Here is a 22,592-nt window from a genome sequence, read left to right on the forward strand (position 1 = left end):
AATCGTCCAGCGGCACGCCGCGTGCCCGCGCGCCGGCACACTCCCCGAGTGCGCCGCGGCGCGCATCCGCCAACACCACGAGCGATCCATGTCCGCCATCGTCACCCTGCACGCCGTGCTCGCCTGCGAACTGAGCCCGCAACCCGCGCCCGCGCGCCTGCTGCTCGAACGCGATGCTGGCGACGCGCTGGCGGCCGCCATCGCCGTGGATTTGCAGCGTCTGCTGCCCGGCATCGAACACGCGCGCCTGCTGCTGGGTACCGGGCTGCTCGATGCGGCGGAGATCCTGCGTCCCGGATTCGCCGCGCACGCGGCGCTGGCCGAGCTGGGCCTGCGTCTGCCGCGCGGCCACGGCGCGGTGGTTGCCATCGGCGCGCACCATGGGCGCATGCCCGCCGCGGCGCTGGCGCCCGGCACCGAATTCGCCGGCGCACCGATGCGCTATCTGCCCCTGTTGATCGAAGCCGAAGCCGGTCACGCCGCCACACTCGGCACCCGCCTCGAACAGGTGCTGGCCAACGAAGGCGAGGCCAGCGCCCAGTGCGCCGACGTGCTGATGCGCGGCTACGGACTGCGCCTGCAGCACGCGCGCTACATGAGCCTCACCGACCTGCTGGCGCTGACCTGCGTGCAGTACGAACACGCCGGCTTCGCCGCGCACTGGCCGCTGCTCGAGGCTGCGCTGCTGACGCCCGCGCGCCGCGAGCAGGCGACCAGTCCGCGCGGCGCGCGCTGGCAATGGACCGGCGCGCACGTGGCGCTGGAAACGCCGCGCGCGTTCGTGGCGCGTACCCGGCCGGACCCTGACGCGCGCGTGCACGCCTATGCCGCGGCGGTGTTCGAGTTGCGCCAGGCCGCGGCCCTGTTCCAAGCGCACGGCCTGCCGCCGGGTGCGCTGGATGACGCGCCGGGGGTGCAGTTCAGCCCTGCGGGCGTGATCGAGATCCTGCGCGCGCCGGATGCCCGGGCCGCGTCAGCGCTGCACGCCTGCACCGCGCCCGGTCTGGGCATCGTGGCGCTGTTGCTGGGCGACAGCGATGCGCGCGACATCGAGGTGCTGGCGACGCCGCTGGATGCGGCTGGCCTGCCGCTGCTGCAGACGACGCTCGCCGCACGCAGTGATTGCGCGCCGCCGCGCCGCGATGCGCCCCTGGCCGAAGTCGATGCGCAGGGCATGCCATGGCCGCGCGCACCGCTGCGGCACTGAATGCCGCGGCACGCGCACCGCGCATGCCGCGCGACGGGCGCGCCGGGTGTGTTCGCGCGGTCCGCCGCGGCTGCGGATGCGCGGCGCCGAGGTGATCAATACAGCCCGGGCAGCAGTGCCCAGCTCGCCTTGCGGTACGCGGCGTAGTCGGCGCCGAAACACTGCAGCATCCAGCGCTCCTCGCGACGCAGTTTGATGATCAGCGCCATGGCCGCCAGCAGCACGGCCAGCACGCCGCGCCACTCGGCCAGCGCCAGCGCGCTGCCCACGAACGCCAGCAGTATCCCGGTGTAGATCGGATGGCGGATGTGCCGGTACGGGCCGCTGCGAATCAGGCTGTGCTCCTGCTTCAGCGTGACCGTGCCGCTCCAGTTGGCGCCCAGATGCCGGCGCGCCTGCACGGCGAAAGCCAGACCCAGCGCCACCAGCACCACGCCGATGCCGTAGCCGGTCCAACTGCGCGCCATGAACGGCGCCGCCAGCGCGCCCAGGTCGCGGCCCGGCAACAGGAACAGCAACGCCGCCAGCACCAGCGGAATGCCGTGGCTGGCGCCCTGCAGGGGCGACTCGCGGCGCGCGACGGCTTTCAGGTGACCGGCGCCCAGCCACCAGTACAGCAGCCAGACCAGCCACAGCAGGGGGATCAATTCCAGCAGGAAGCTGCGCAGCAGAGGATTCATGGGGACTCCCGGATTGCGCGACTCACGCGCCGGTCGCGGCCGCCGCATGCGCCGCGGGTATCGGCGCGTGCGCGCTCAGGTGCAGGGAATAATGCGTCGTGCTGCTGCCGCGATGGCCCAGCGCGCTGCCGTCCTGCTGCACGTCGAGCTGCGTGATGACCAGGCGTCCGGCGATGATCTGAAAGCGCCCCTGCTCGCTGCGTCGGGTGTCGGCATGGAGCAGGAACCAGCCGACCTCGGTGCGGGTGCTGCGCGTGAAGCCCAGCGGCGCGCCCTGCGCGTTCAACCACAGCGAAAGCTCGTCGTGGTACTGCTTGACCATGTCGCGCTCGGACTTGTCCGCATGCAGCGGCAGATCGAAGCGCAACAGCGTGGCCGGCACGCCGTCGAGCGTGGTGGGCGATTGCTGCAGCAGCTTGGCGCCGATCAACGCCGCGCGCAGCGCGACAGCAGGATCGAGCATGCGCTGCACCTGCACCAGATTCGTGCCGCCCAGCAGGTCGGCGCTCGGCGTGGGCAATTCCGGGTCGCGCTGGTGTGCGGCGATCTGCTGCTCGGCCTGGGCCAGCACGACGCCCGGCACATGCAGGCTGACGCCGCGCGCGGCGGATACATCGAAGGTGATCCTGGCCGTGCTGTGCTTGGCCTTGGCGCCGGTACCGGTGATGCTGGTCTGGTCGATCGTGAGCGTGCCCGTGACCGGCACGCTGCCGGCCAATTCATGCAGGGTCGCATCCAGGCCCGCGGGCAGCGCGGCGCCGGGCACGGCAGGCGTTGGCGCGGGTGCGGCCAACGCCAGCGGCGCAGCCAGCGCCAGCGCCAGCGCCAGCGCCAGCGCCAGCGCCAGCGCGAACATCATGCGCGTGCGTGGTTTGCAAACCGCCATGCGCTTCTGCCTCGGACCGGGATCAAGTCGCGCCAGCGTACTGCGCCATGGCCGTTGCGCGCGATAGCCGACAGGGCGCGCATGCTCAGCGCGCACGCGACCCGCGCCAGTACAAGCGCAGGCTGCCAAGTAGCAGCGCAGCGACCACGGCGCTGGTCAGGGCCAGCAATAGCAGCGCCAGGCACAAGCCCGCGGACCCGCCCCAGGGTGTGTTGAGCTGTGCCGCCACGGTCGTGGCCGCCAGCGGGAAACTCAGCGTCCACCAGGCCGCCTCGAAATCGTGCGCGCGGCTGTCGCGCGCGAACTGCGGCAACAGCAAGACCAGCAGAAACACCGCCAGCAGCAGCACGCCCAGCGCCAGCATCGGCCACGCCGGAAACACCAGTCGCAACACGCTCGAGGCCACCGCCGCCGGCGCCGCCAGGATCAGCAGCGCCGCCAACTGTGCCGGCTGCAGCGCCCGCCCCAGCGCCATGCGCGCGAAGATCAGCGCGCTCACCAGCGGCGTGAACAGCGCGCCAAACAGCAGCGCGAACGCCGCCAGCGGGGTCAGCGCGGGCAACCAGCGCAAGGCCGGCAGCGCCAGCGGAATATCCAGCACGCCGACCACCGGGATCAGCCACGCCGCGTTGATGTGCGCCAGGCGATGGCGCCCGCGCAGCCAACTGCCCAACGTGTGCCAAGCCCAGGCCAGCGCGCCCAGCGCGCCGATGCCCCACAGCACGCGCGCCGCAAGCATGTTGGCTGGCGCCAGCAGCAGCGGCAGCAGCAGCAGGCTGATCCACAGCGTGCCGACCAGCGGTTTGCTTTGCGGATGCGCCCACTCCGCGCGCACGCGCAGCGGCATGCGCCACCACTGCCACAGCGTGCGCAGGCCCAGCACCACGAACAGCAGCAGCGCCAGCGCGGCCAGCAACGCACCGATCAGCCATGGCGCGTGGTACCGCGCATGCGCCAGCAGCCAGGCGTGCGCCAGCGTCGCCAGACCCATCACCGCGCCGAAGCGCTCGATCGGCACGAAGCGCGAACCGGGCAGTACCGATGTGGACGCCACCGGCGCTGTAGACGCTGCAGACATCATCCCAGACCAGACCCGCGCGGCGCGCCTTGGTTCCGCGCCCGGCGCCGGCAACCCGCCGATCACGCTGCGACCCGCTGCGACGCAAATGCGCGCAGCAGGTCCACCGCGCGGCGCCGGCATGCGGCTGGATCGCGTCAGGATTCAGCTCACTGCACGGCTTTGTGGCCGCTGGCACTGACCTTGCTTCATTCCTGGCATGGACGCAGGGGAAACCATGCAGCATGCCGACACGCCTGGCCGCACGCGGCCCGCGCGGGCCTTGCGCGCACTCGGGCTTGTCGCCCTGCTGCTGGCCGTGCTGCCCAGCATCCGCGCGCAGGCAGCGCCCGCCGCCACGCAATTCAAGGTGACCCTGCAACCGCTGACGCTGCTTTATTACTACAGCGCCATCGAACTGGATATCGATGCCGCCGTGCTCAGCAAACTAGCCACGCCCGCGGCGGGTACGCGCCTGCCCGCCAAGGCGCTGACCGCCAGCGCCAGCGGCGCCACGCTCAGCGCCGATGCCGCGATCGCGCCGGGCAAGGCCAACCCAATGAACAACGTGTTGCTGACCATCGACAATGCCTGGGCGGTGCGCGCGCTGGGCTCGCGCAACGCACAGACGCGCGTCAGCGCGCGCTTTCAAAGTGGCAGCACGGCCACGCTCAATGGCCCCGGCGGCAGCGGTGCCAGCATCGTGTTGCGCAGCCTCGCGGTCACGCCCGCGCGCTTCAAGCCGACCGGCCTGGGCGCGGCGCAGGCGCACAACGGCGCGCTACGCATGCGCATGAATCTGTCCAAGGCCAAGGTCGCGGGCAGTTATGCCGGCGCCGTCATCGTGATCACCGCGACGACGACCTGAGCGCCGCGCCAGCGGGCGACACGGCACGGGCCATGCTCAGCGCGACGTATCGCGCCGCGCACGCCGCCGCGCCAGCGCGCGCAGCGACCACAGCAACGCGGCGCCACCCGCCAGCAGCAGCAACTGGCGCAGGCGCGCGTGCAGCAGCGGCATCAGCAGCAGCGCGCTCAGCGTCAGCGCCAAGCCCAGGCCTTGCGGCAACCACGGCTGCAGCAGCAGGCCGCTGGCCGCGAGCAACGCCAGCGCGCCGAGGCTGGGCGTGGCACGAACGGGCGTTGACTGGCGCATCGACGATGAGGACATGGCGGACTCCGGGCCGGGAACCACCACAGCCTGCGCGCCAGCCATCGCAAACCCTGCGACGCCGCGGACGTCTTGATCTTTCCTTGACCATCGCGCGGGCATGGTAGTCACCCTGACGGAGAATCTTGATGCGCCACGCCTTGACCGCACGCCACACCCGCCTTGTCCTGCTGCTGCTCGGTGCCGTCCTGCTGGGCGCCTGCGCCGGCACGCCGAGCAAGCCCCTGCCGGCCGCACGCAACGTCGACCTCGACCGCTATCTGGGCAAGTGGTACGTGATCGCCAACATCCCGTATTTCGCCGAACGCGGCAAGCTGGCCAGCTACGTGATCTACCGCCAGCGGCCCGATGGCAGGCTCGACGACCTGTACTTCTACAAGAAGTCATTCAAGGACACGACGTACTCGGAGTGGAAGGGCGTGGCGTGGCTGCCCGATCCGCGCGACCCGGCGCGCTGGAAAGTGCGCTTCATCTGGCCGTTCACCTCCGACTACACGATTCTCGATGTCGGGCCCGGCCCGGCCTACGACTACGCGCTGATCGGCCTGCCCTCGCGCGAGCTGCTGTGGATCTTCGCGCGCACGCCCACGCTCGATGCGCACACCTACGCCATGCTGCTGGACAAGGCCAGGGCGCTGGGTTTCCCGGTGGACCAGGTGAAAAAAATCCCGCAGACGCCGGCCGAAGCAGGACAACCAGGCTTTCAGTGAAGTCACGGCCGGCCGGCAGGTCGCGCGTGACCATCCGCCGCAGCCCACTACAATGCGCGCAGACCCATGGCCGGAGGCCACATGACCCAGATCGCCCGTTGCGGCGTGGTCGGACACCCGATCGCACACAGTCTTTCGCCTGAAATCCATCACGCCTTCGCCACGCAGTTTGGCCGGCAGATCGATTACCAGCGCATCGACCTCGCGCCCGAACAACTCGAGGAAGGCGTGCGCGCGTTCTTCAGCGCAGGCGGCACCGGGCTCAACATCACCTTGCCGCACAAGACCGCGGCGTCGCATCTGGCCACCAATCTCGGGCCGTGGGCACAGCGCCTGGGCGCGGTGAACATGCTCACGCGCGAGGCCGGCGGCAGCATCAACGGCGAAAATGTCGATGGCGCCGCCCTGGTGCACGACCTCACCGAACGTTACCGTGTCGATCTGCGCGGCCATGACGTGCTGGTGCTGGGCGCCGGTGGCGCCGGACGCGCGGCGGTATGGGCGCTGCTGGACGCCGGCGCGCGCCGGATCACCGTGGTCAACCGCCACCCGGCCGGCGCCGATGCGCTGGTTGATGCCATCGGCATGCCCGGTCGCGTGCACAGCCGTTACTGGAAAGACCTGGCCAACATCGGCGTGTTCGATCTGATCATCAACGCCACCAGCACCGGCGTGCTCGGCCAGCATCTGGAGCTGCCGTTCAATCTGGTGACCCCGCGCGCCACCTGCTACGACCTGTCCTACGGCCGCGCCGCCTCCGATTTCATGGGCTGGGCGCATGCCTCGGGTGCGCGCTATGCCTTCGATGGCCTCGGCATGCTCATCGAAGGCGGCGCCATGGCCTATGCGCGCTGGTTTGGCGAAACGCCCGACACCGAGCCGGTGTTCGCCGCGCTGCGCGCGCAACATCCGCAAGCCTGAGTGTTCCCGATGCAGTGCCGCCCCGGCTGCGGCGCCTGCTGCATCGCCCCATCGATCAGCTCGCCAATACCCGGCATGCCGCACGGCAAGCCCGCCGGCGTGCGCTGCGTGCAGCTATTGCCGGACCTGAGCTGCGCGCTGTTCGGGCGCGTCGAGCGCCCCGCCGTCTGCGCCAGCCTGCGCGCCGAGCCGGCGATGTGCGGCACCTCGCGCGGCGCGGCGCTGACGCTGCTGACCGCGCTGGAGTCCGCCACGCGTCCGTGATTACCGCGGCCGCGCGACGCCGCGCGGCCACGCGCGTTTGCTCAGCGCCGCCAGCGCCAGCACCACGCCACCGACAATCACGCCCAGCGCGGCATCGAACAGCAACGGCGTCAACCAGCCGAATGGATCGGACACGGCGGCCAGCATCGCGCTGGCGTGGTGCAGCACCGGCACGCCGTGGGCGATGATGCCGCCGCCGACCAGGAACATGGCGAGCGTGCCGACCACCGACAGCGTCCGCATCAGCCACGGCGCGGCGGCGAGGATGGCGCGACCCGCGGTCTGCGCCGCGCGGCTGGCGCGCTGCTGCAGGTGCAGACCGAGGTCGTCGAGCTTGACGATGGCGGCGACCAGCCCGTAGACGCCCGCGGTCATCACCAACGCAATGGTCACCAGCACGCCGATGCGCGTGGCCAGCGTGGACTGCGCCACCGCGCCCAGGGTGATGGCGATGATCTCGGCCGAGAGCACGAAGTCGGTGCGGATCGCGCCCTTGACCTTGTCGCGCTCCAGGGCCAGCACATCCAACGCCGGATCGGCCAGCATGCGCGTGAGTTCGGCATGGTGCGCGGCGTCCGCGGCACCAGCCTGGCGCAACGCATGTGCGAGTTTCTCGACGCCTTCGAAACACAGATACGCGCCGCCGAGCATCAGCAGCGGCATCACCGCCCACGGCGCGAACACGCTCAGCAGCAACGCCACCGGCACCAGGATGGCCTTGTTGAGCAGCGAGCCCCTGGCCACGGCCCAAACCACCGGCAGCTCGCGGTTGCTGGTCACGCCAGCGACCTGCTGCGCGTTCAGCGCCAGGTCGTCACCAAGCACGCCGGCGGTCTTTTTCGCCGCCAGCTTGGTGAGCACGCCCACGTCATCCAGCACCGTGGTGATGTCATCGAGCAGGGCGAGCAGGCTGGTGGCCATGGAGAAAAGCTCATGAACAAGCCGAGTAAAAAGAGACTTCCCGCTTCCAACGGCCTCGAGGGCCATGATGGTTTTTACAACCGTCAGCAGAAGGGGAAGTCTCGATGAGCACTATAACCATGGGCGTGGATTTGGCGAAGAACCTGTTTTCCGTATGTGCGGTGGATGGCGCCGGACACGTGCAGCGGCGGCAGGATCTCGGGCGTGAAGCGTTTGCGCTGTGGCTGGCGCAGGTGCCGGCCGGCACCGTGGTGGCGATGGAGGCATGCAGTGGCGCGCACCATTGGGCGCGGCGCTGTTTGGAGGTCGGTCTGCAGCCGCGCTTGATGGCGGCGCAGTTCGTGACGCCGTTCCGCAAGAGCCGCACACTGAAGAACGACCGCAACGACGCCGAGGCGATTGCCACGGCGGCACGCCAGGGCAACATGCGCTTTGTGCCGGTCAAGTCGGTCGAGCAGCAGGCGCGGCTGGCATGGCATCGCGTGCGCGAGGGCTACAAGACCGAAGGGCTGGAGATCAGCAACCGCCTGCGCGGTCTGCTGGCCGAGTTTGGCATCGTGATGGCGCAGGGTGACCGGGCGTTGCGCATCGCCTTGGCGGATCTCGACGCAGCGGCATCGTTGCCTGCGGAGCTGAAGGAACTGCTGCGCGATCTCAGCGCGCACTGGGCGCAGGTGCGCGACCGCATCGCCGCGTGCGATGCGCGCATCGAAGCGCACGCCAAGGCGGATGAGCGCTGCGTGCGGCTGCGCGCGCTGATCGGCATTGGCCCGCTCACCGCCGATGCGATGGTGGCGAGCGTCGGCTCGGCCAAGGAGTTCAAGAACGGCCGGCAACTGGCCGCATGGCTCGGCCTGGTGCCGACCCAGCACTCCAGCGGCGGGCACACCCGCCTGGGCACGATCAGTTGCCGCGGCGATGCCTACCTGCGCACGCTGCTGATCCAGGGCGCGCGCAGCAGCCTGCAGCGCGCCAAGGTGACTGCACAGGATCGGGCCACGCCCGAGCAGATCTGGATCCGCCAACTGGCGTGTCGGATGCCGTTCGGCAAGCTGCTGGTGGCGATTGCGAACAAACACGCGCGGCAACTGTGGGCGATGCTGGCGCGCGAGGAAGCCTACGACGCCGAGGCGTGGCTGAAGCACCCGATGGTGCAGCGCCCGGCCGGCAAGCGCGCGGTGAGGATCGCCGGCATGGCATGACACGAACGCACATCCTTTCACGTCAGCGCGAAGTGGTCGACAACGGTCAGACCGACCCGGAGAGAACCTGACTAACCTGCCGGACGTCACCCCGTGTTTCGGCTGATCCCCGAACACCGACGATACCGAAAGACGAACGAGGTCTCCGGGTGCGGTTTATACCCTGGTCCGCGCCAGCATCAGCGGCGCAACAAGACCGTTTATGGAAATGCAGTCTGACATTCGTTGCATCACCACGCAGCACTGACACGCACGACGCAGCAAAGAGGACAACACGATGACCAGCCATGGCCCGAAAGCTCAAGGCAAGAACCTCAAGCGCGCGGCGTTGACGGGAAGTCTCTTATGGGCGATGTTAGGCGATGCGCGGCACGCGCGCGGCAAGACCCTTGCCATGGTCACGCGCCGCAGTCGGCAGACGTGATTTCATGCGCATGGAAAGATCATTCGATTCAAGTGGTTGAAAAACACCTACCAATGATCTACCGATTCCTGTGGATTTCGGTAGAACATTGGTGGATCGCCCATGAAGCAACCCGTCGCCCCGCCGGCATGGCCGGAATTGTTCAATCGCTACGGCGAACAGGTCGGCGCCATCCTCTCGAATCAGCTCCGCGCCGAGGTCAGGGGCAAGAACGAGCACTGGGACCATCTGCACCACCTCACGCCGCCTGCGGGCTTGAACGCCGAACAGTGGTGGCTGGGCATCCAATTCGCGCGACATGCCTTGGGGCGCCCCGTGCCGCCGCTACACGACAAGGACGGCAACCCGTTCAAGGTCGTGCCGAGCGACAGCATCCAGCGGCGTCTGTTTCTGGTCGCGCGCGATGCCGCCGGTGCCTTGCAGGGCGCCGACCGCATGCCTTCCGACGCCATGCGCGAACGCTATCTGCTGCGGTCGCTGATGGAAGAGGCCATGACCTCGTCGCAACTGGAAGGCGCCGCCACCACGACCCAGGTGGCCAAGGACATGCTGCGCACGGGGCGCGCGCCGCGCGACCACGGCGAACGCATGATCGTCAACAATTTCCTGACCATGCGCGAGCTCAAGCGCTGGCTGGACTCTCCACTGACGCCGAACGTCGTGTTCGAAATCCATCGCATGCTGACCGATGGCACGCTGCAAGATCCGGGTGCCGCCGGCAGGTTTCGGCGCGCGGACGAGAACATCGTGGTGCAGGACGAGATCGGCACCCTCCTGCACAGCCCGCCGCCGGCCCGCGAGCTGCCGCAGCGGCTGTGCAATTTCGCCAACCTTGTCGACGACGACAAGCACTTCATCCACCCGGTGGTGCGCGCCATCCTCGTTCACTTCCAGATCGGCTATCTGTCTTTCCGGTGTTGCTCTCGGAGTAACATGAAGACATGAAAAAGAAGTCCACGCCAGCCAAAATCGTCATCAAGCGCCTGGGACGCAAAAGTGGAAACATTTCTGCTGCCAAGTTACAGATAACGGTCCGGGATGCGCGAGAAAAGTCCGGGATCAAGAGCGTCAAGGCTCTGCGCAAGTCCGACACAGCGACAGGGAGCGGTCACGTGCGCTTTGTCGAGCCCGAGGCAATCACGGTGGCGCAGCGCTCCCGCACGGCCGCATGAAGCTGCATGGCAAGGAAGCCCACCCGTCCGGATCCGAGTGATGTCTTCCTCAACTGCCCGTTCGATGCCGGCTACGCGCCGCTCTTTGAGGTTCTTGTCTTCACGGTCTATGCCTGTGGCTTCCGGCCACGGTGCGCTCTTGAGGAGGCCGACTCGGGAGATGTGCGCGTCGACAAGATCATCCGGCTTATCCGCGAGTCGCGTTACGCCATCCACGACATCTCGCGTGTCGAACTGGATCCTGCCAACAAGCTGCCGCGCTTCAACATGCCTTTCGAACTCGGGCTCGATCTGGGCTGCAGGAAGTTCGGTGGATCGGCATATGCCGCGAAGAAGCTCCTTGTCCTCGACAGCGATAGCTATCGCTACCAGAAATGCCTTTCGGATATTTCCGGGCAGGACATCCGCAGTCACGATGCGCGTCCCGAGCGGATTTTGCAGGTGGTGCGGGACTGGTTGAGGACGACATCGCGGCGCCTGGTTCCGGGCGATGACTTCATCCGTGATCAATACAAGGCCTTCGCGGAAGCCCTGCCGATCATCTGCGACCAGCAACGGATCGATCGCGCGGCGTTGAACTACCTCGACTTTGCACAGATTGTCGAAGAATGGCTGCGCCAGTCAGTCGAGCCCAGATCCGGCACAACCGAATAGCAAACAGGCCGGATTCTGCTGCGTGCATCGCCGGCATCGAGGTCGTACAGGCGAAAGCGCGCGAAGTCCGATACCAGCAGGTACCTGGGCAGTTCCGCTTCGGTCAGGCCGTGAAAATAATCGCGCGCCTGCGCCGAGGCGCGGTCCAGATCCTTGCCGCGCGACTTGTGCTCGATCAGCAGCACGCCTTTCCACAGCAGATCGATGTAGCCGTCCTTGCCGTCGATCTTCTTCACCCGCCGCTCGAAGCTGGCGACGCGGCGGCGCGACACGCCGAACACCTCGAAGAAGCCGTCCCAGAAGCTCTTGGCCTCGGCGTCCTCGGAGGATTCCAGCGCCCACTCGCGCGAGAAGCGCAGGGCGCGGTCCTTGATCTCGTTCCAGCTCAGCGGCACGCGCGCCTCACTCGGCCAGCGGCAGCACGGTGAGCACCTCGTCCAGCGCGGTGATGCCGCGCGCGACGGCGCTGGCACCGGCCATGCGCAACGGGCGCATGCCTTCGCTTTCGGCTTGCCGGGTGAGCCGCGCGCAATCGAAATCGGCGCCGACCAGCGCGCGCAGGGCCGGGCTGAGATTGAGCATCTCGTACACCGCGATGCGCCCGCGATAGCCGGTGTGACGGCACTCGATGCAACCCACCGGCGCGAACACGCGCGGCGGCAGCGCGATGGCGTGGCCGCGCGTGAGCGCCTGCCACACGTCCAGGTCCGGAGCGGTCTCACGCTTGCAGTGCGGGCACAGCACGCGCAGCAGGCGTTGCGCCACCACGCCGGCCAGCGTCGACTGGATCAGGTAATGCGGTACGCCCAGATCGAGCAGTCGCGTGATCGCGCTGGGCGCGTCGTTCGTGTGCAGGGTGGACAGCAGCAGATGTCCGGTGAGCGCGGCCTGCACCGCCATCTGCGCGGTTTCCAGGTCGCGGATCTCGCCGACCATGATGATGTCCGGGTCCTGGCGCAGCAGGGTGCGCACGCCGGCGGCGAAGTCGAGGTCGATGGCCGGCTGCACCTGCATCTGGTTGAGCTCGGCCGCGACCATCTCGATCGGGTCCTCGATGGTGCACACGTTCAACTCGGGCCGCGCCAGATGCTTGAGCGTGGAATACAGCGTGGTGGTCTTGCCCGAGCCGGTGGGGCCGGTGACCAGCACGACGCCGTGCGGGCGCTCGACCAGCGCGCGCCATAGCTGTTCCTCGTGCGCGTCGAAGCCCAGCTCGGCGTAACTGCGCACCACGACGTCGGGATCGAAGATGCGCATCACCACCTTTTCGCCAAATGCGGTGGGCATCACCGAGATGCGCAGTTCCACTTCACGGCCACCGGCCGAGCGCGTCTTGATGCGCCCATCCTGCGGGCGGCGGCGCTCGGCCACGTCCATGCGCGCGAGGATCTTGATGCGCGCGGTCACCGCGTTCTGCACCGCCGGCGGCAACTCGAACACGCCGTGCAGCACGCCGTCGATGCGAAAGCGGACGCGGCCCATCTCGCGGCGCGGCTCCAGGTGGATGTCCGAGGCGCGCTGCTCGAAGGCGTACTGCAGCAGCCAGTCGACGATGTTGACCACGTGGCGGTCGTCGGCGCCCAGTTCACCGCCCTTGCCCAGCTCGACCAGTTGCTCGAAGTTGAACAGCGCGGCGGGGCTGTTCTCGGCGCCGTCGCGCGCCATCCGCACCGAGCGCTGCACGCCGTAGAACTGCGCCAGATAACGATTGATGTCGATCGGGTTGGCGACCACGCGCACGATGTCCCGGCGCAGCATTGGCGCCAGATCCTTGGCCCAGGCGACTTCGAAGGGCTCGGCGCTGGCGAAGGTCACCGCCTCGGCGCTGACCTTCACCGGCAGGATGCGATGCCGCTGCGCGTAGGCCTGGCTGACGATCTGCGTGACCTGGGCGACATCGATCTTGGTCGGATCGATCTTCAGGTAATCCAGCCCGGCCTTGCCCGCCAGCCACTGCGTGAGGCGCTCCATGCTCAGCGGGCGCTCGGGCTCGGCGTGATCGGGCACCTCGGCGTTCGCGATCAGCACCAGCGGGTGCAGGTCGATGACGTTGCGCACCGCGCGCTGCGGACGCGCCTTCTGGCGCAGCAGCTTGGCGTCCTCGGCAGCGACGCGACCATCGACGATCAACGCCGCCAGCACCTCGTCCAGCTCCAGGCGGCCGCGGCGTCCCAGCAGCATCGGTGCGTTCGCTTGCGTGGCCATCAACACCTCGTGCAGTCGCTCCGTATACTAGCCCGCTTTGCGCGAGCTTCCGGAGCCGCCATGTCGGGCCCCAGTTTCCAGGACATCATCCAGACCCTCAACCGCTACTGGGCGGAGCAGGGCTGCGTGCTGGTGCAGCCGTTCGACACCGAGGTCGGCGCCGGCACGTTCCACCCGGCCACGTTCCTGCGCGCGCTGGGACCGGAGCCCTGGGCGGCGGCCTACGTGCAGCCCTCGCGCCGGCCCACCGATGGCCGCTATGGCGCGAACCCTAACCGCCTGCAGCATTACTACCAGTTTCAAGTCGTGATGAAACCCAACCCGGACGACCTCCTCGAGCGCTACATCGGCTCGCTCAAGGCGCTGGGCATCGATCCGCTGGTGCACGACCTGCGCTTCGTCGAGGACAACTGGGAATCGCCGACGCTGGGCGCCTGGGGTCTGGGCTGGGAGGTCTGGCTCAACGGCATGGAGGTCACCCAGTTCACGTATTTCCAGCAGGCCGGCGGGCTGGAGTGCAGGCCGGTGCTCGGCGAGATCACCTACGGGCTGGAGCGCCTGGCGATGTACCTGCAGAACGTGGACAACGTGTTCGATCTGGTGTGGACCGTGGCGCCGCACGGCGCCGTGACTTATGGCGACGTGTTCCACCAGAACGAAGTCGAGCAGAGCGCCTACAACTTCGAGCACGCCGACGTGGACGAGCTGCGCCACCGCTTCGATGCCTGCGAGGCCGCGGCCAAAAACCTCATCGCGCTGGGATTGCCGCTACCGGCCTACGAGCAGGTGTGCAAGGCCAGTCATGCCTTCAACCTGCTCGATGCGCGCCGCGCGATCGGCGTCAGCGAACGCCAGCGCACCATCCTGCGTGTGCGCGCGCTGGCGCGCGGCGTGGCCGAGGCCTACGTCGCCCAGCGCGAGAAGCTGGGGTTTCCGGGCGTGAAGCATGCGGAGGCGGCACATGGCTGAGTCCGCTGGCAAGCCGTTGCTGATCGAGCTGGGCGTCGAGGAACTGCCGATCGCTGCAGTCGACACCTTGGCCGTAGCGTTTTTCAATGCAGTCCGCAAGGGTCTCGAGACCCGGCATTTCGGTATCGGCAGAGAGGAACTCGACAGGACTCAACAGTTCTACTGTTCGCCGCGACGCTTGGCGGTCTATCTGCCGTGGGTCGCTTGCGGGCAACCCCGTGTTCACACCAAGGTGCTGGGCCCCGCAGTTTCCATGGGTTTGGATGCCGCCGGCCAAGCCGCCGCCGCATTGCGTGGCTTTGCCGCCAAGATCGGCGTGGCCGTGGAATCGTTGACCCGCGAGATGACCGACAAGGGCGAGCGCTACGTGTACGTGAGCGAAGACGTCGGCCAGCCGCTGGCGGCGTTGTTGCCGGAAATCCTCGCCGAAGCCGTCAAGGCACTGCCCATCGCCAAACCGATGCGCTGGGGCGCGCACGCATGGAGCTTCGTGCGCCCGCTGCACTGGCTGGTGGTGCTGCATGGCGATCAGGTGATCGAGGCCGAATTGTTCGGCATCCGCAGCACGCGGCATTCGCGCGGACACCGCTTCATGGCCGACAAACCGGTGTGGATCACCGACGCCGATGCCTATGTCGAGGCGCTGCGCGGCGCCAAGGTGATCGCCGATCCCGCGCAGCGCCGCGAACGCATTCACGGCGAGGTGGCGCGCGTGGCGGCGCAACTCGGCGGCATGCCGCAGATGGATGACGCGCTGCTCGAGCAGATCGCCAATCTCACCGAGTGGCCGGTGGCCATCGGCTGTTCGTTCGACGCGAGCTTTCTCGCGGTGCCGCAGGAAGCGCTGGTCGCGACCATGGTCGCCAACCAAAAATTCGTGCCGCTGCTCGATGATCATGGTGCCTTGCTGCCGCGCTTCATCGGCGTGGCCAATATCGAAAGCAGGGACGAGACGCGTATCCGCCACGGCTACGAGCGCGTGATCCGCCCGCGCTTCGCCGATGCGAAGTTTTTCTTCGACAAGGATCTGAAAACTCCGCTGGCCACGCACCAGAAAGCGCTGGCCGCGGTCGTGGATCAGTCCGCGCTGGGCAGCCTGTGGGACAAGAGCGTGCGTGTCGCCGAGCTGGCGCGTGTCATCGCCAACCGCGTCGGCGCGGACGCGGCGCAGGCCGCGCACGCCGCCAGTCTGGCCAAGTGCGACCTGCTCACGCGCATGGTCGGCGAGTTTCCCGAGCTGCAGGGCGTCATGGGCCGCACCTACGCGCTGGCGCAGGGCGAGTCACCCGAGATCGCGCGCGCGCTCGATGAGGTGTACATGCCTCGCGGCGCCGGCGACACCATCGCCGGCAGCGCGCTGGGCCGGGTGCTGGCGGTGGCCGAGCGCGCCGACACCCTGGCCGGGTTGTTCGCCATCGGCGGCAAACCCGGCGGCGCCAAGGATCCCTATGCCCTGCGCCGCGCCGCGCTGGGGCTGGCGCGCACCCTGATCGAGGGCGGCCTGCAACTGGATACGCGCGGCCTGCTGCTGGAGGCGCTGGACGCCATCCCCGAGACGGCGCTGGCCGCGGGTCTGAAGGCGGCCAAAGTCACGACGGCGCTGGATGCCGGCGCGCGGCGCGCGGCGCTGGCCGCGGAGATCGAGCGCTTCATCATCGAGCGCCTGCGCGGTTACTACGCCGAGCAGGGCATCGCCGCCGGCGTGTTCGAGGCGGTGCTGGCGGTGGCGCCATCCAGCCTGGTGGACTTCGACCGACGCCTGCGTGCGCTGGCCGACTTCACCCGGACGCCGGAATGCGCCACGCTGGTCACGGCCAACAAGCGCGTCGCCAACATCCTGCGCAAGCAGGCAGAAACCGGCGATGCGGCCGCTGCGGCCATCAACAGCGCGCTGCTCGAAGTACCTGCCGAACGCGCCCTGGTCGAGGCATTGGCGGCCGTGCGTCATGCCAGCACGACTGCCGCCACCGGTCGCGACTATGCCGGCGCGCTGGCGCATCTGGCCGCGCTGGATGCGCCGCTGGCGCGCTTCTTCGATGAGGTCATGGTCGTCGCCGAGGATCCCGCCGTGCGCGGCAATCGCCTGGCGCTGCTGGCGCAGATCCGGGCCGCGTTCAACGCCATCGCCGATATCGCCCTGGTGTAGGCGCGGCAACTTCGGTTGCGCGCCAGGCCCCGTATGAGCGGCACGCTAGCGTGATGGGCTGGGATGCTTCGGCTCCGCCAGATGCTTCGCTGCGCTCCGGCATTTTTCTTTGTCATGCTGAGCGCAGCGAAGCATCTCGCGCAGGCCGACATGGCAGCGCTTGCGCTCGGCATGACGACACCACCGTTATGCCCGCGCTGCGCAATACTCGGGACATCCGCAGCATTCGAGTGACCACGCATGAACCCGTTTCCGCGAACCCTGATCACCGGCGCCACGCGCCGTGTCGGCGCCGAGATCGCGCGCCAGTTGCATGCCGACCACGATCTGCTGCTGCACGCCCGGCACGCACATGCCGATGCCGAGGCACTGGCCGCGCGGTTCAACGCGACACGTGCGCGCAGCGCGCGCATTCTTTGCGCCGAACTGGGCGATGAACCTGCACGCGCGCAACTGGCCGCGGACGTCGGCGCCGCGCCGCTCGATCTTGTGGTGTTCAACGCCTCGCGCTACGCGCCCAGTGACCTCACTGCCGCGCCGGCAATGCGCAACGCCGAGCTGCGCGCCTTCCTCGAGGTCAACGTGGTGGCCACCTGGGACCTGGCGCTGCGCCTGCGCCCGTTGCTGACCGCGGCGGCGCGTGCGCGCGGTGACGCCGCCATCGTGGTGATCCTGGATCTCTATGCGCAGCGCCCGCTGCCTGGCTACGAGGCCTACAGCATCAGCCGCGCCGCCGGCGGCATGCTGGTGCAGGCGCTGGCGCGCGCATTCGGCAGTGAGGGCATCCGCGTCAACGGCGTGGCGCCGGGCACGGTGCTGTGGGCCGCAGGCGCGCAGCGCGGCGAAACCGACGCCGTGCCCGCGCGCGGCACCGCGTTGGGCCATATCGGCAGTCCCGCCGATGTCGCCCAGGCGGTGCGCTACCTCGCCGGCGCGCGTTACGTCACCGGCAGCGTACTGCCGGTCGATGGCGGGCGCAGCACGCACGTGTGAAGGTCATGCGCACGCGCAACGCCTGAGTTTAGAAAGGTCTGAACACGTTCGGACCTTCTCCAAGCCACGGATGACTTGCCGCGTATCGGGCACGCACGTGCTTGATGCAGAGTTGCCGAGTCCGGACCTGTGCCGGACTCGGCGCCCTCTGACAAGTCAAGGATGGGCTCGTCAGCGGTTCTTTACGGTTGCATGACGCCTGGCGTGACGTTGCCGGCCATGCCGAGACACTAATCCGGCCCGCGCGGCGACCCGATGGCCATTGCCCAGGCCGTGATTCCCTGCCCAGCCACGCCTTGCACGTCACTGCGCGTGCACCTCGATCACCCGTTGCGCAACGCATCCGGGCGGCATCTTGCAATTATTACGAAATGACTTCCTGCAGTTGACGTTGTGATTTCATTTGCATTACGGTCTCGTACGAGATCTGCGAAATTTCTGTTAAGCGCGCTTGCCGCGTCGCGCAGCTCTTGCTATCCGACCGATCCAATCCAAGGGGTAATCCATGAAACACAAGCTGCTCGTTGCCGCGATCGCTTCCGCGCTCGCGCTGCCGTTCGCCGTCGCACCCGCGTTGGCGCAACAAACCGACCAGGGCCAGGACACCACGCAGAGCGCACGCGAGAAAGCCAAGGAGCTCGACAAGGTGGTCGTCACCGGCTCGCTGATTCCGCAGGCGCAGATCGAAACCGCTTCGCCGGTGATCACCATCACCGCGGGCGAGATGCAGCGCCAGGGTTTCAGCAACGTCTACGACGCCTTGCGCGCGCAGCCGCTGGCCACCGGCGCGGTACAGGACAGCCAGTTCTCGCAAGGCTTCACGCCCGGCGCCAAGACCATCAGCCTGCTGGGCTTGTCGCCCGGCTTCACGCTGTTCCTGATCAATGGCAAGCCGATGGCGGACTACCCGCTGCTGTACAACGGCCAGTCCAACTTCGTCGATCTGTCCACGGTGCCGATGGCGATGGTCGACCACATCGACATCCTGCCCGGCAACCAGTCCTCGATCTACGGTTCCTCGGCCATCGCCGGCGTGGTCAACATCGTGCTCAAACAGCACGTCGAGGGCGTCACCCTGGATTACCGCGCCGGCGGCACCTCGGATGGCGGCGGCGGCAACCAGCGCCTGCAACTGGTCGGCGGCTACAACACCGACAAGCTCAACATGGTGTATGGCGTGCAGATCAGCGACACCCAGCCGATCTGGGGCTTCCAGCGGCCGATCTCCAGCAGCACCAACGGCAACCCCAATCCCAACGCGCGTTATTCGCCGCGCAATTACCTGGTCCTGCGCTATGGGGCGCATCCGCCTTATGTGGATCCGGTGAGTCTGGCGGGGGCCAATCCCTGCGCGCCGATCGCCAACCAGTTCGGCGGCACCATGAGCTACCAGTACCGGCCCGGCTCGGGCTACTACTGCGGCAGCAAGGAGAGCGTCGGCTACGCCACGCTGCAGAATCCGAGCACGTCCTACAGCGGCTATCTGAACGCGGACTACCGCATCAACGACACCACGCAGGTCTACGGCACCCTGCTGTATTCCTTCGTCAAGAGCAAGAGTTACGCAGGGCCGAACTACACGTGGTGGGGCGCCAACACCGGCAATTACTTCCTCAACGCCAACACCAGCAGTTTCGATCTGGTGCAGCAGACCTTCGCGCCCGAGGAAATGGGCGGGCTGGATGCCAGCGCGGAGCGCCTGTGGTCGCGGGCCTACAGTTTCACCGGCGGCGTGCGCGGCACCGTGGGCCAGTCCGACTGGGCCTACGACGCCTACTACGCGCGCTCGCAGTACAACCTGTCCAGCCAGCAACGCCGCACCCTGGGCGCCAAGGTCGATGCGTTCTTCGAGAACCAGTTCCTCGGGCCGAAGCTGGGTACGACATCCGGCTATCCGATCTATGCGCCGGACTACAGCAAGTTCTACCAGGGCGTCACGCCGGCGCAATACCAAAGCTTCACCGGGGTGGTCAGCACCCGCTCGGAAACCTATACCCAGAACGTCAACCTGCAGGTGACCAACACCAACCTGTTCGACTTGCCGGCTGGCCCGGTGGGCGTGGCGGGCGTGCTGCAGGCGGGCAACTCCTACTGGAGCCTGCCGGCCGATCCAGCCTTGGTAGCCGGTGACTTCTGGGGTATCACCGGCTCCTCGGGCGCGGGCAAGCGCGACAACTACGCCGCGGCGCTGGAGTTCAAGGTGCCGATCTTCAGCATGCTCACCGCGGATCTGTCCGGTCGTTATGACCACTACAAGAACATCGGTGGCGGCGCGGACAGCAAGGCCACTTACAAGCTCGGCCTCGAGTTCCGGCCGATCGAATCGCTGCTGTTCCGCGGCAACTACGCCACGGCGTTCCGCGCGCCGGACCTGGGCTACGCCTTCATCGGCCCCAGCGGCTTCTACAGTACAACCAACGACTATTACCGTTGCGCGGTGCTCGAACCGGGCGTCCCGATCGAGAACTGCACTTACGCACCCTCGCAGTACAAGGGCACACAGGTCGGCAACGCGAACCTCAAGTCGATCACCGCCAAGTCCTATGGCTTTGGCGTGGTGTGGTCGCCGACCAGCAAGCTCGACTTCAAGGCGGATTACTACCACATCAATATCGACAACGAAGTCAGCTACCAGAGCGTCGACCAGTTGATGAAGGATGATGCGGCCTGCCTGCTCGGCCAGTTGCCAGCTGCATCGCCCACCTGCGTGGCCGCGCTCGCGCAGGTGCAGCGTGCACCGGCGACCGGACCGTTGCCCTACAACCTGCTCGGCATCACGGTGAAACCGATCAATGTCTCCAAGGAGATGGTTTCGGGCATCGTGGCCTCGGCCAACTACCGCTGGGACGCGGGACGCTGGGGCGATTTCGGCTTGGGGGCGCAGTACAACGTCACCCTCAAGCACACCTACCAGCAATACGCCGGTGATCCGGATATCGATCTGCTGCGCAACCCGTATTACTCCAGCGAGTACAAGTCGATCTTCAGCAGCAATCTGAGCTGGAACATCGGCGACTGGACCACCACGCTGTACGGCATCCGCTACGGCGCGACGCCCAACTACACCGCGCAGCTCTACACCGCAGGGTATGCGACCAAGGGCGCGGGCACAGTGGCTCCGTGGATCCTTTACAACGGCAGCGTCGAGTACCGCATCGGCGACAACGCGCGCGTCGGCTTCATCGTCAACAACATCCGCAATTCGATGCCGCCGCGCGACAGCACCTGGATCGGCTGGCCGTACTACAACGTGTTCAACTACAACGCCTTCGGCCGCTCGTACTGGCTGGAACTCAATGTGCGTTTCGGCACCGGCAAGAAGTAATCGGGGCAACAACGGGTGATGACGCAGCCGGCCCGCGAGGGCCGGCCTTTTTTCGCGTCGCGGCGGCGTTGCCGGCGGCGCGCGGGAATGCACACCGCATCAGGCCAGGTCCGCCAGCGCCATGCGCAGCGGTTCGAGCTGCGTCGCGTAGCGACGCCAGGCATCCACGCCGCGCCGATGGATGGGTTCGCGCACCTGCGCGCTACTCAGCGTGGAGACCGGCGCGCCGGCGCCGCTGGATTCGGTGCAGGCCACATCGAACGGCAGCCCGCAGTGCGCCAGCACACGGCGCATCGTGCCCTCGGTATCGCCGACCAGTTGCACGTATTCGACATCGAGGATCACGCCCGGCATGGCCGCGTGCCAGTGCGCCATCAGCGCGCGATAGCGACGATAGTGCACGGCCATGTCGTCCAGGCGGTAACTGTAGTTGTGCGCGTCGCCGAACAACGCACGGTAGTTGGAGAAGCACACGTCCAGCGGCGCACGCACCAGGTGCAGGATCGGCGCGCGCGGCAACGCCTTGTGGATCAATCCGGCCAGCATGTAGTTGGACGGCAGCTTGTCCACGTATTGAGGCCTGGCGCCGGCGTGCCACTGCGTCTGCGCCAGGTAGCGCTGACCCAGTTGCGCGTAGTCGATGGCATCGAGTCGATCCAGCACGCGCTCGTCCAGCAGGCTGGCGCCGTGCGCATCGGCGCACCAGCGCAACTGGCGCGGAAAATCCGGCAGCTCGCCGGGCACGGCGATGGCCGCATGCTTGCCCAGCAGGCGCTCCAGCAGGGTGGTGCCGGAGCGCGGCAGGCCAAGGATGAAGATCGGCTGCGGCGCCACGCCGGTATCGCTGGCCCGCTCGGCGAGAAACGCCGCTGTGCAGTGCTGTTGCAGGCGCGCGAACAGGCGCTGTTCCAGTGCGCCATCATGCGCGTTGCGCACCGCCATGATGGCGTTGCCGCGCTGCAGGGCTTCCCAGGCTTCGTCGTGACGCCCGATGTCCTCCAGCTCCTTGTAACGCGCGAACTCGAATGCGGCGTGGTCCTCGCTGCCCTGCTCGACGCGTGGCAGTTGCCTGACGATGTAATCCAGATGGTTGCGTTCGGCCGTTTGCCGGTGCAGGCGCGCCAGCGTCAGCGAGGCGCGGCCGTGCGTCGGACCCTGGCTCAGGCACGCCTCGATCTCGCGTTCGGCTTCGTGCAGGCGTCCGTTGAACTGCAATTGCAGCGCGCGAAAATAACGGAACTCGGGATTGTCGAAACCCAGCGCCCGGGCGCGATCCATCAGCGCCAGCGCCGCGGCGTGCTCGCCCAGCATTTGCCACACGTGCGCCAGACGCGCCAGCGCCGGCGCGTCGCGAGTACGCGCGATCTCGGGATGCTGCATGCATTGCCGCGTGGCCACGGTTTCGCCGACGCGGAACAGGCACATGGCCACGGTGGCGATCATCTCGGCGTCGTCGGGCAGCGCCTGCGCGGCGGCGATCGCCTCGGCGCAACCCTGGCGCAACTGGCCACGTCCCAGTGCCACGCTGGACAGCAACATGCGCGCCTGCGCATTGCGCGGCTCGCGTTGCAGCAGTGCCTGCAGATTGCTCGCCGCGGCGTCGAGATGGCCATCGGCGATGTGTTGCTGGGCGCGCAGCCATAACCGCTGGGTATGCATGGGGGTGCCGGAGTCAGGCCAGATCC

21 protein-coding genes are annotated in these 22,592 nt (G+C 67.7%); 13 read left to right on the forward strand and 8 right to left on the reverse strand.

The features are described 5' to 3' along the window. Nucleotides 1–88: 88 nt before the first annotated feature. Nucleotides 89–1,207: a hypothetical protein gene (locus Mschef_RS01395; RefSeq protein ID WP_081126062.1), complete on the forward strand. Its 1,119-nt coding sequence runs from the start codon at nucleotides 89–91 to the stop codon at nucleotides 1,205–1,207. A gap of 95 nt (nucleotides 1,208–1,302) precedes the next feature. Here the strand turns inward: Mschef_RS01395 and Mschef_RS01400 are convergent, their stop codons facing one another. From Mschef_RS01400 to Mschef_RS01410, 3 genes are all read right to left on the reverse strand, one after another. Continuing rightward, complete coding sequence (locus tag Mschef_RS01400) at nucleotides 1,303–1,887, reverse strand: methyltransferase family protein (protein WP_168708931.1); 585 nt, start codon at nucleotides 1,885–1,887, stop codon at nucleotides 1,303–1,305. 22 nt (nucleotides 1,888–1,909) lie between these two features. After that, the gene (locus Mschef_RS01405) at nucleotides 1,910–2,773 is read right to left on the reverse strand and encodes a hypothetical protein (protein WP_136256466.1); all 864 of its coding nucleotides are present in this window, start codon (nucleotides 2,771–2,773) and stop codon (nucleotides 1,910–1,912) included. A gap of 85 nt (nucleotides 2,774–2,858) precedes the next feature. Next, complete coding sequence (locus Mschef_RS01410; RefSeq protein ID WP_168708932.1) at nucleotides 2,859–3,851, reverse strand: SLAC1 family transporter; 993 nt, start codon at nucleotides 3,849–3,851, stop codon at nucleotides 2,859–2,861. A 217-nt stretch (nucleotides 3,852–4,068) separates the two neighbouring features. On the opposite strand from Mschef_RS01410, the gene Mschef_RS01415 reads away from it, so the two are divergent. Next, the gene (locus tag Mschef_RS01415) at nucleotides 4,069–4,698 is read left to right on the forward strand and encodes a hypothetical protein (protein WP_136256467.1); all 630 of its coding nucleotides are present in this window, start codon (nucleotides 4,069–4,071) and stop codon (nucleotides 4,696–4,698) included. A 36-nt stretch (nucleotides 4,699–4,734) separates the two neighbouring features. Here Mschef_RS01415 and Mschef_RS01420 read toward each other — a convergent pair whose 3' ends face one another. Next, nucleotides 4,735–5,001, reverse strand: coding sequence for a hypothetical protein (locus Mschef_RS01420; RefSeq protein WP_136256468.1), 267 nt, complete (start codon nucleotides 4,999–5,001; stop codon nucleotides 4,735–4,737). Between the two features lie 128 nt (nucleotides 5,002–5,129). Here Mschef_RS01420 and Mschef_RS01425 point away from each other — a divergent pair, with 128 nt between their 5' ends. The 3 genes from Mschef_RS01425 (at nucleotide 5,130) to Mschef_RS01435 (ending at nucleotide 6,896) form a co-directional block, all read left to right on the forward strand. Then, nucleotides 5,130–5,711, forward strand: coding sequence for a lipocalin family protein (locus Mschef_RS01425; RefSeq protein ID WP_081126068.1), 582 nt, complete (start codon nucleotides 5,130–5,132; stop codon nucleotides 5,709–5,711). 81 nt (nucleotides 5,712–5,792) lie between these two features. Then, entirely contained in the window at nucleotides 5,793–6,632 is an 840-nt protein-coding gene (gene aroE, locus Mschef_RS01430; protein WP_081126069.1) for a shikimate dehydrogenase, read from the forward strand. A 9-nt stretch (nucleotides 6,633–6,641) separates the two neighbouring features. After that, nucleotides 6,642–6,896, forward strand: coding sequence for a YkgJ family cysteine cluster protein (locus tag Mschef_RS01435; RefSeq protein WP_081126070.1), 255 nt, complete (start codon nucleotides 6,642–6,644; stop codon nucleotides 6,894–6,896). Here the strand turns inward: Mschef_RS01435 and Mschef_RS01440 are convergent, their stop codons facing one another. Beyond that, the gene (locus Mschef_RS01440; protein WP_081126071.1) at nucleotides 6,897–7,817 is read right to left on the reverse strand and encodes a DUF808 domain-containing protein; all 921 of its coding nucleotides are present in this window, start codon (nucleotides 7,815–7,817) and stop codon (nucleotides 6,897–6,899) included. It abuts the gene before it with no gap. A 104-nt stretch (nucleotides 7,818–7,921) separates the two neighbouring features. Between Mschef_RS01440 and Mschef_RS01445 the strand changes: the two genes are divergently transcribed. The 4 genes from Mschef_RS01445 to Mschef_RS01460 all read left to right on the forward strand — a co-directional run bounded on the left by Mschef_RS01445 (nucleotide 7,922) and on the right by Mschef_RS01460 (nucleotide 11,269). Continuing rightward, nucleotides 7,922–9,019, forward strand: a complete 1,098-nt coding sequence (locus Mschef_RS01445; protein ID WP_081126072.1) for an IS110 family RNA-guided transposase — start codon at nucleotides 7,922–7,924, stop codon at nucleotides 9,017–9,019. A 526-nt stretch (nucleotides 9,020–9,545) separates the two neighbouring features. Continuing rightward, nucleotides 9,546–10,388, forward strand: a complete 843-nt coding sequence (locus tag Mschef_RS01450; RefSeq protein WP_081126073.1) for a Fic family protein — start codon at nucleotides 9,546–9,548, stop codon at nucleotides 10,386–10,388. Beyond that, entirely contained in the window at nucleotides 10,385–10,615 is a 231-nt protein-coding gene (locus Mschef_RS01455) for a hypothetical protein (RefSeq protein ID WP_081126074.1), read from the forward strand. Before Mschef_RS01450 ends, Mschef_RS01455 begins: the two co-directional genes overlap by 4 nt. Nucleotides 10,616–10,621: 6 nt before the next feature. Further along, nucleotides 10,622–11,269: a hypothetical protein gene (locus Mschef_RS01460; RefSeq protein WP_136256198.1), complete on the forward strand. Its 648-nt coding sequence runs from the start codon at nucleotides 10,622–10,624 to the stop codon at nucleotides 11,267–11,269. On the opposite strand, the gene Mschef_RS01465 is transcribed toward Mschef_RS01460, so the two are convergent. Together Mschef_RS01465 and tfpB are read right to left on the reverse strand one after the other, a co-directional pair. Beyond that, entirely contained in the window at nucleotides 11,194–11,664 is a 471-nt protein-coding gene (locus Mschef_RS01465) for a type IIL restriction-modification enzyme MmeI (RefSeq protein ID WP_197686705.1), read from the reverse strand. The two genes, Mschef_RS01460 and Mschef_RS01465, sit on opposite strands and share 76 nt — an antisense overlap. Nucleotides 11,665–11,671: 7 nt before the next feature. Beyond that, nucleotides 11,672–13,474, reverse strand: a complete 1,803-nt coding sequence (tfpB, locus tag Mschef_RS01470) for a type IV pilus assembly ATPase TfpB (protein WP_081126076.1) — start codon at nucleotides 13,472–13,474, stop codon at nucleotides 11,672–11,674. Nucleotides 13,475–13,534: 60 nt separating this feature from the next. On the opposite strand from tfpB, the gene glyQ reads away from it, so the two are divergent. The 4 genes from glyQ (at nucleotide 13,535) to Mschef_RS01490 (ending at nucleotide 20,907) form a co-directional block, all read left to right on the forward strand. Next, nucleotides 13,535–14,443: a glycine--tRNA ligase subunit alpha gene (gene glyQ, locus Mschef_RS01475; RefSeq protein ID WP_081126077.1), complete on the forward strand. Its 909-nt coding sequence runs from the start codon at nucleotides 13,535–13,537 to the stop codon at nucleotides 14,441–14,443. Next, nucleotides 14,436–16,589 carry a glycine--tRNA ligase subunit beta gene (glyS, locus tag Mschef_RS01480; RefSeq protein WP_081126078.1) on the forward strand — a complete coding sequence of 718 codons (2,154 nt, stop codon included), beginning with the start codon at nucleotides 14,436–14,438 and terminating at the stop codon, nucleotides 16,587–16,589. Before glyQ ends, glyS begins: the two co-directional genes overlap by 8 nt. 240 nt (nucleotides 16,590–16,829) lie before the next feature. Next, nucleotides 16,830–17,582: an SDR family oxidoreductase gene (locus tag Mschef_RS01485; RefSeq protein ID WP_081126079.1), complete on the forward strand. Its 753-nt coding sequence runs from the start codon at nucleotides 16,830–16,832 to the stop codon at nucleotides 17,580–17,582. A gap of 505 nt (nucleotides 17,583–18,087) precedes the next feature. Next, nucleotides 18,088–20,907: a TonB-dependent receptor domain-containing protein gene (locus Mschef_RS01490; protein ID WP_081126080.1), complete on the forward strand. Its 2,820-nt coding sequence runs from the start codon at nucleotides 18,088–18,090 to the stop codon at nucleotides 20,905–20,907. A gap of 99 nt (nucleotides 20,908–21,006) precedes the next feature. Here Mschef_RS01490 and Mschef_RS01495 read toward each other — a convergent pair whose 3' ends face one another. After that, the gene (locus Mschef_RS01495) at nucleotides 21,007–22,566 is read right to left on the reverse strand and encodes a tetratricopeptide repeat-containing sulfotransferase family protein (RefSeq protein WP_081126081.1); all 1,560 of its coding nucleotides are present in this window, start codon (nucleotides 22,564–22,566) and stop codon (nucleotides 21,007–21,009) included. Nucleotides 22,567–22,592: the final 26 nt, after the last annotated feature.

Source organism: Metallibacterium scheffleri, assembly GCF_002077135.1.
In the GTDB taxonomy this organism is placed as follows: Bacteria; Pseudomonadota; Gammaproteobacteria; order Xanthomonadales; family Rhodanobacteraceae; genus Metallibacterium; species Metallibacterium scheffleri.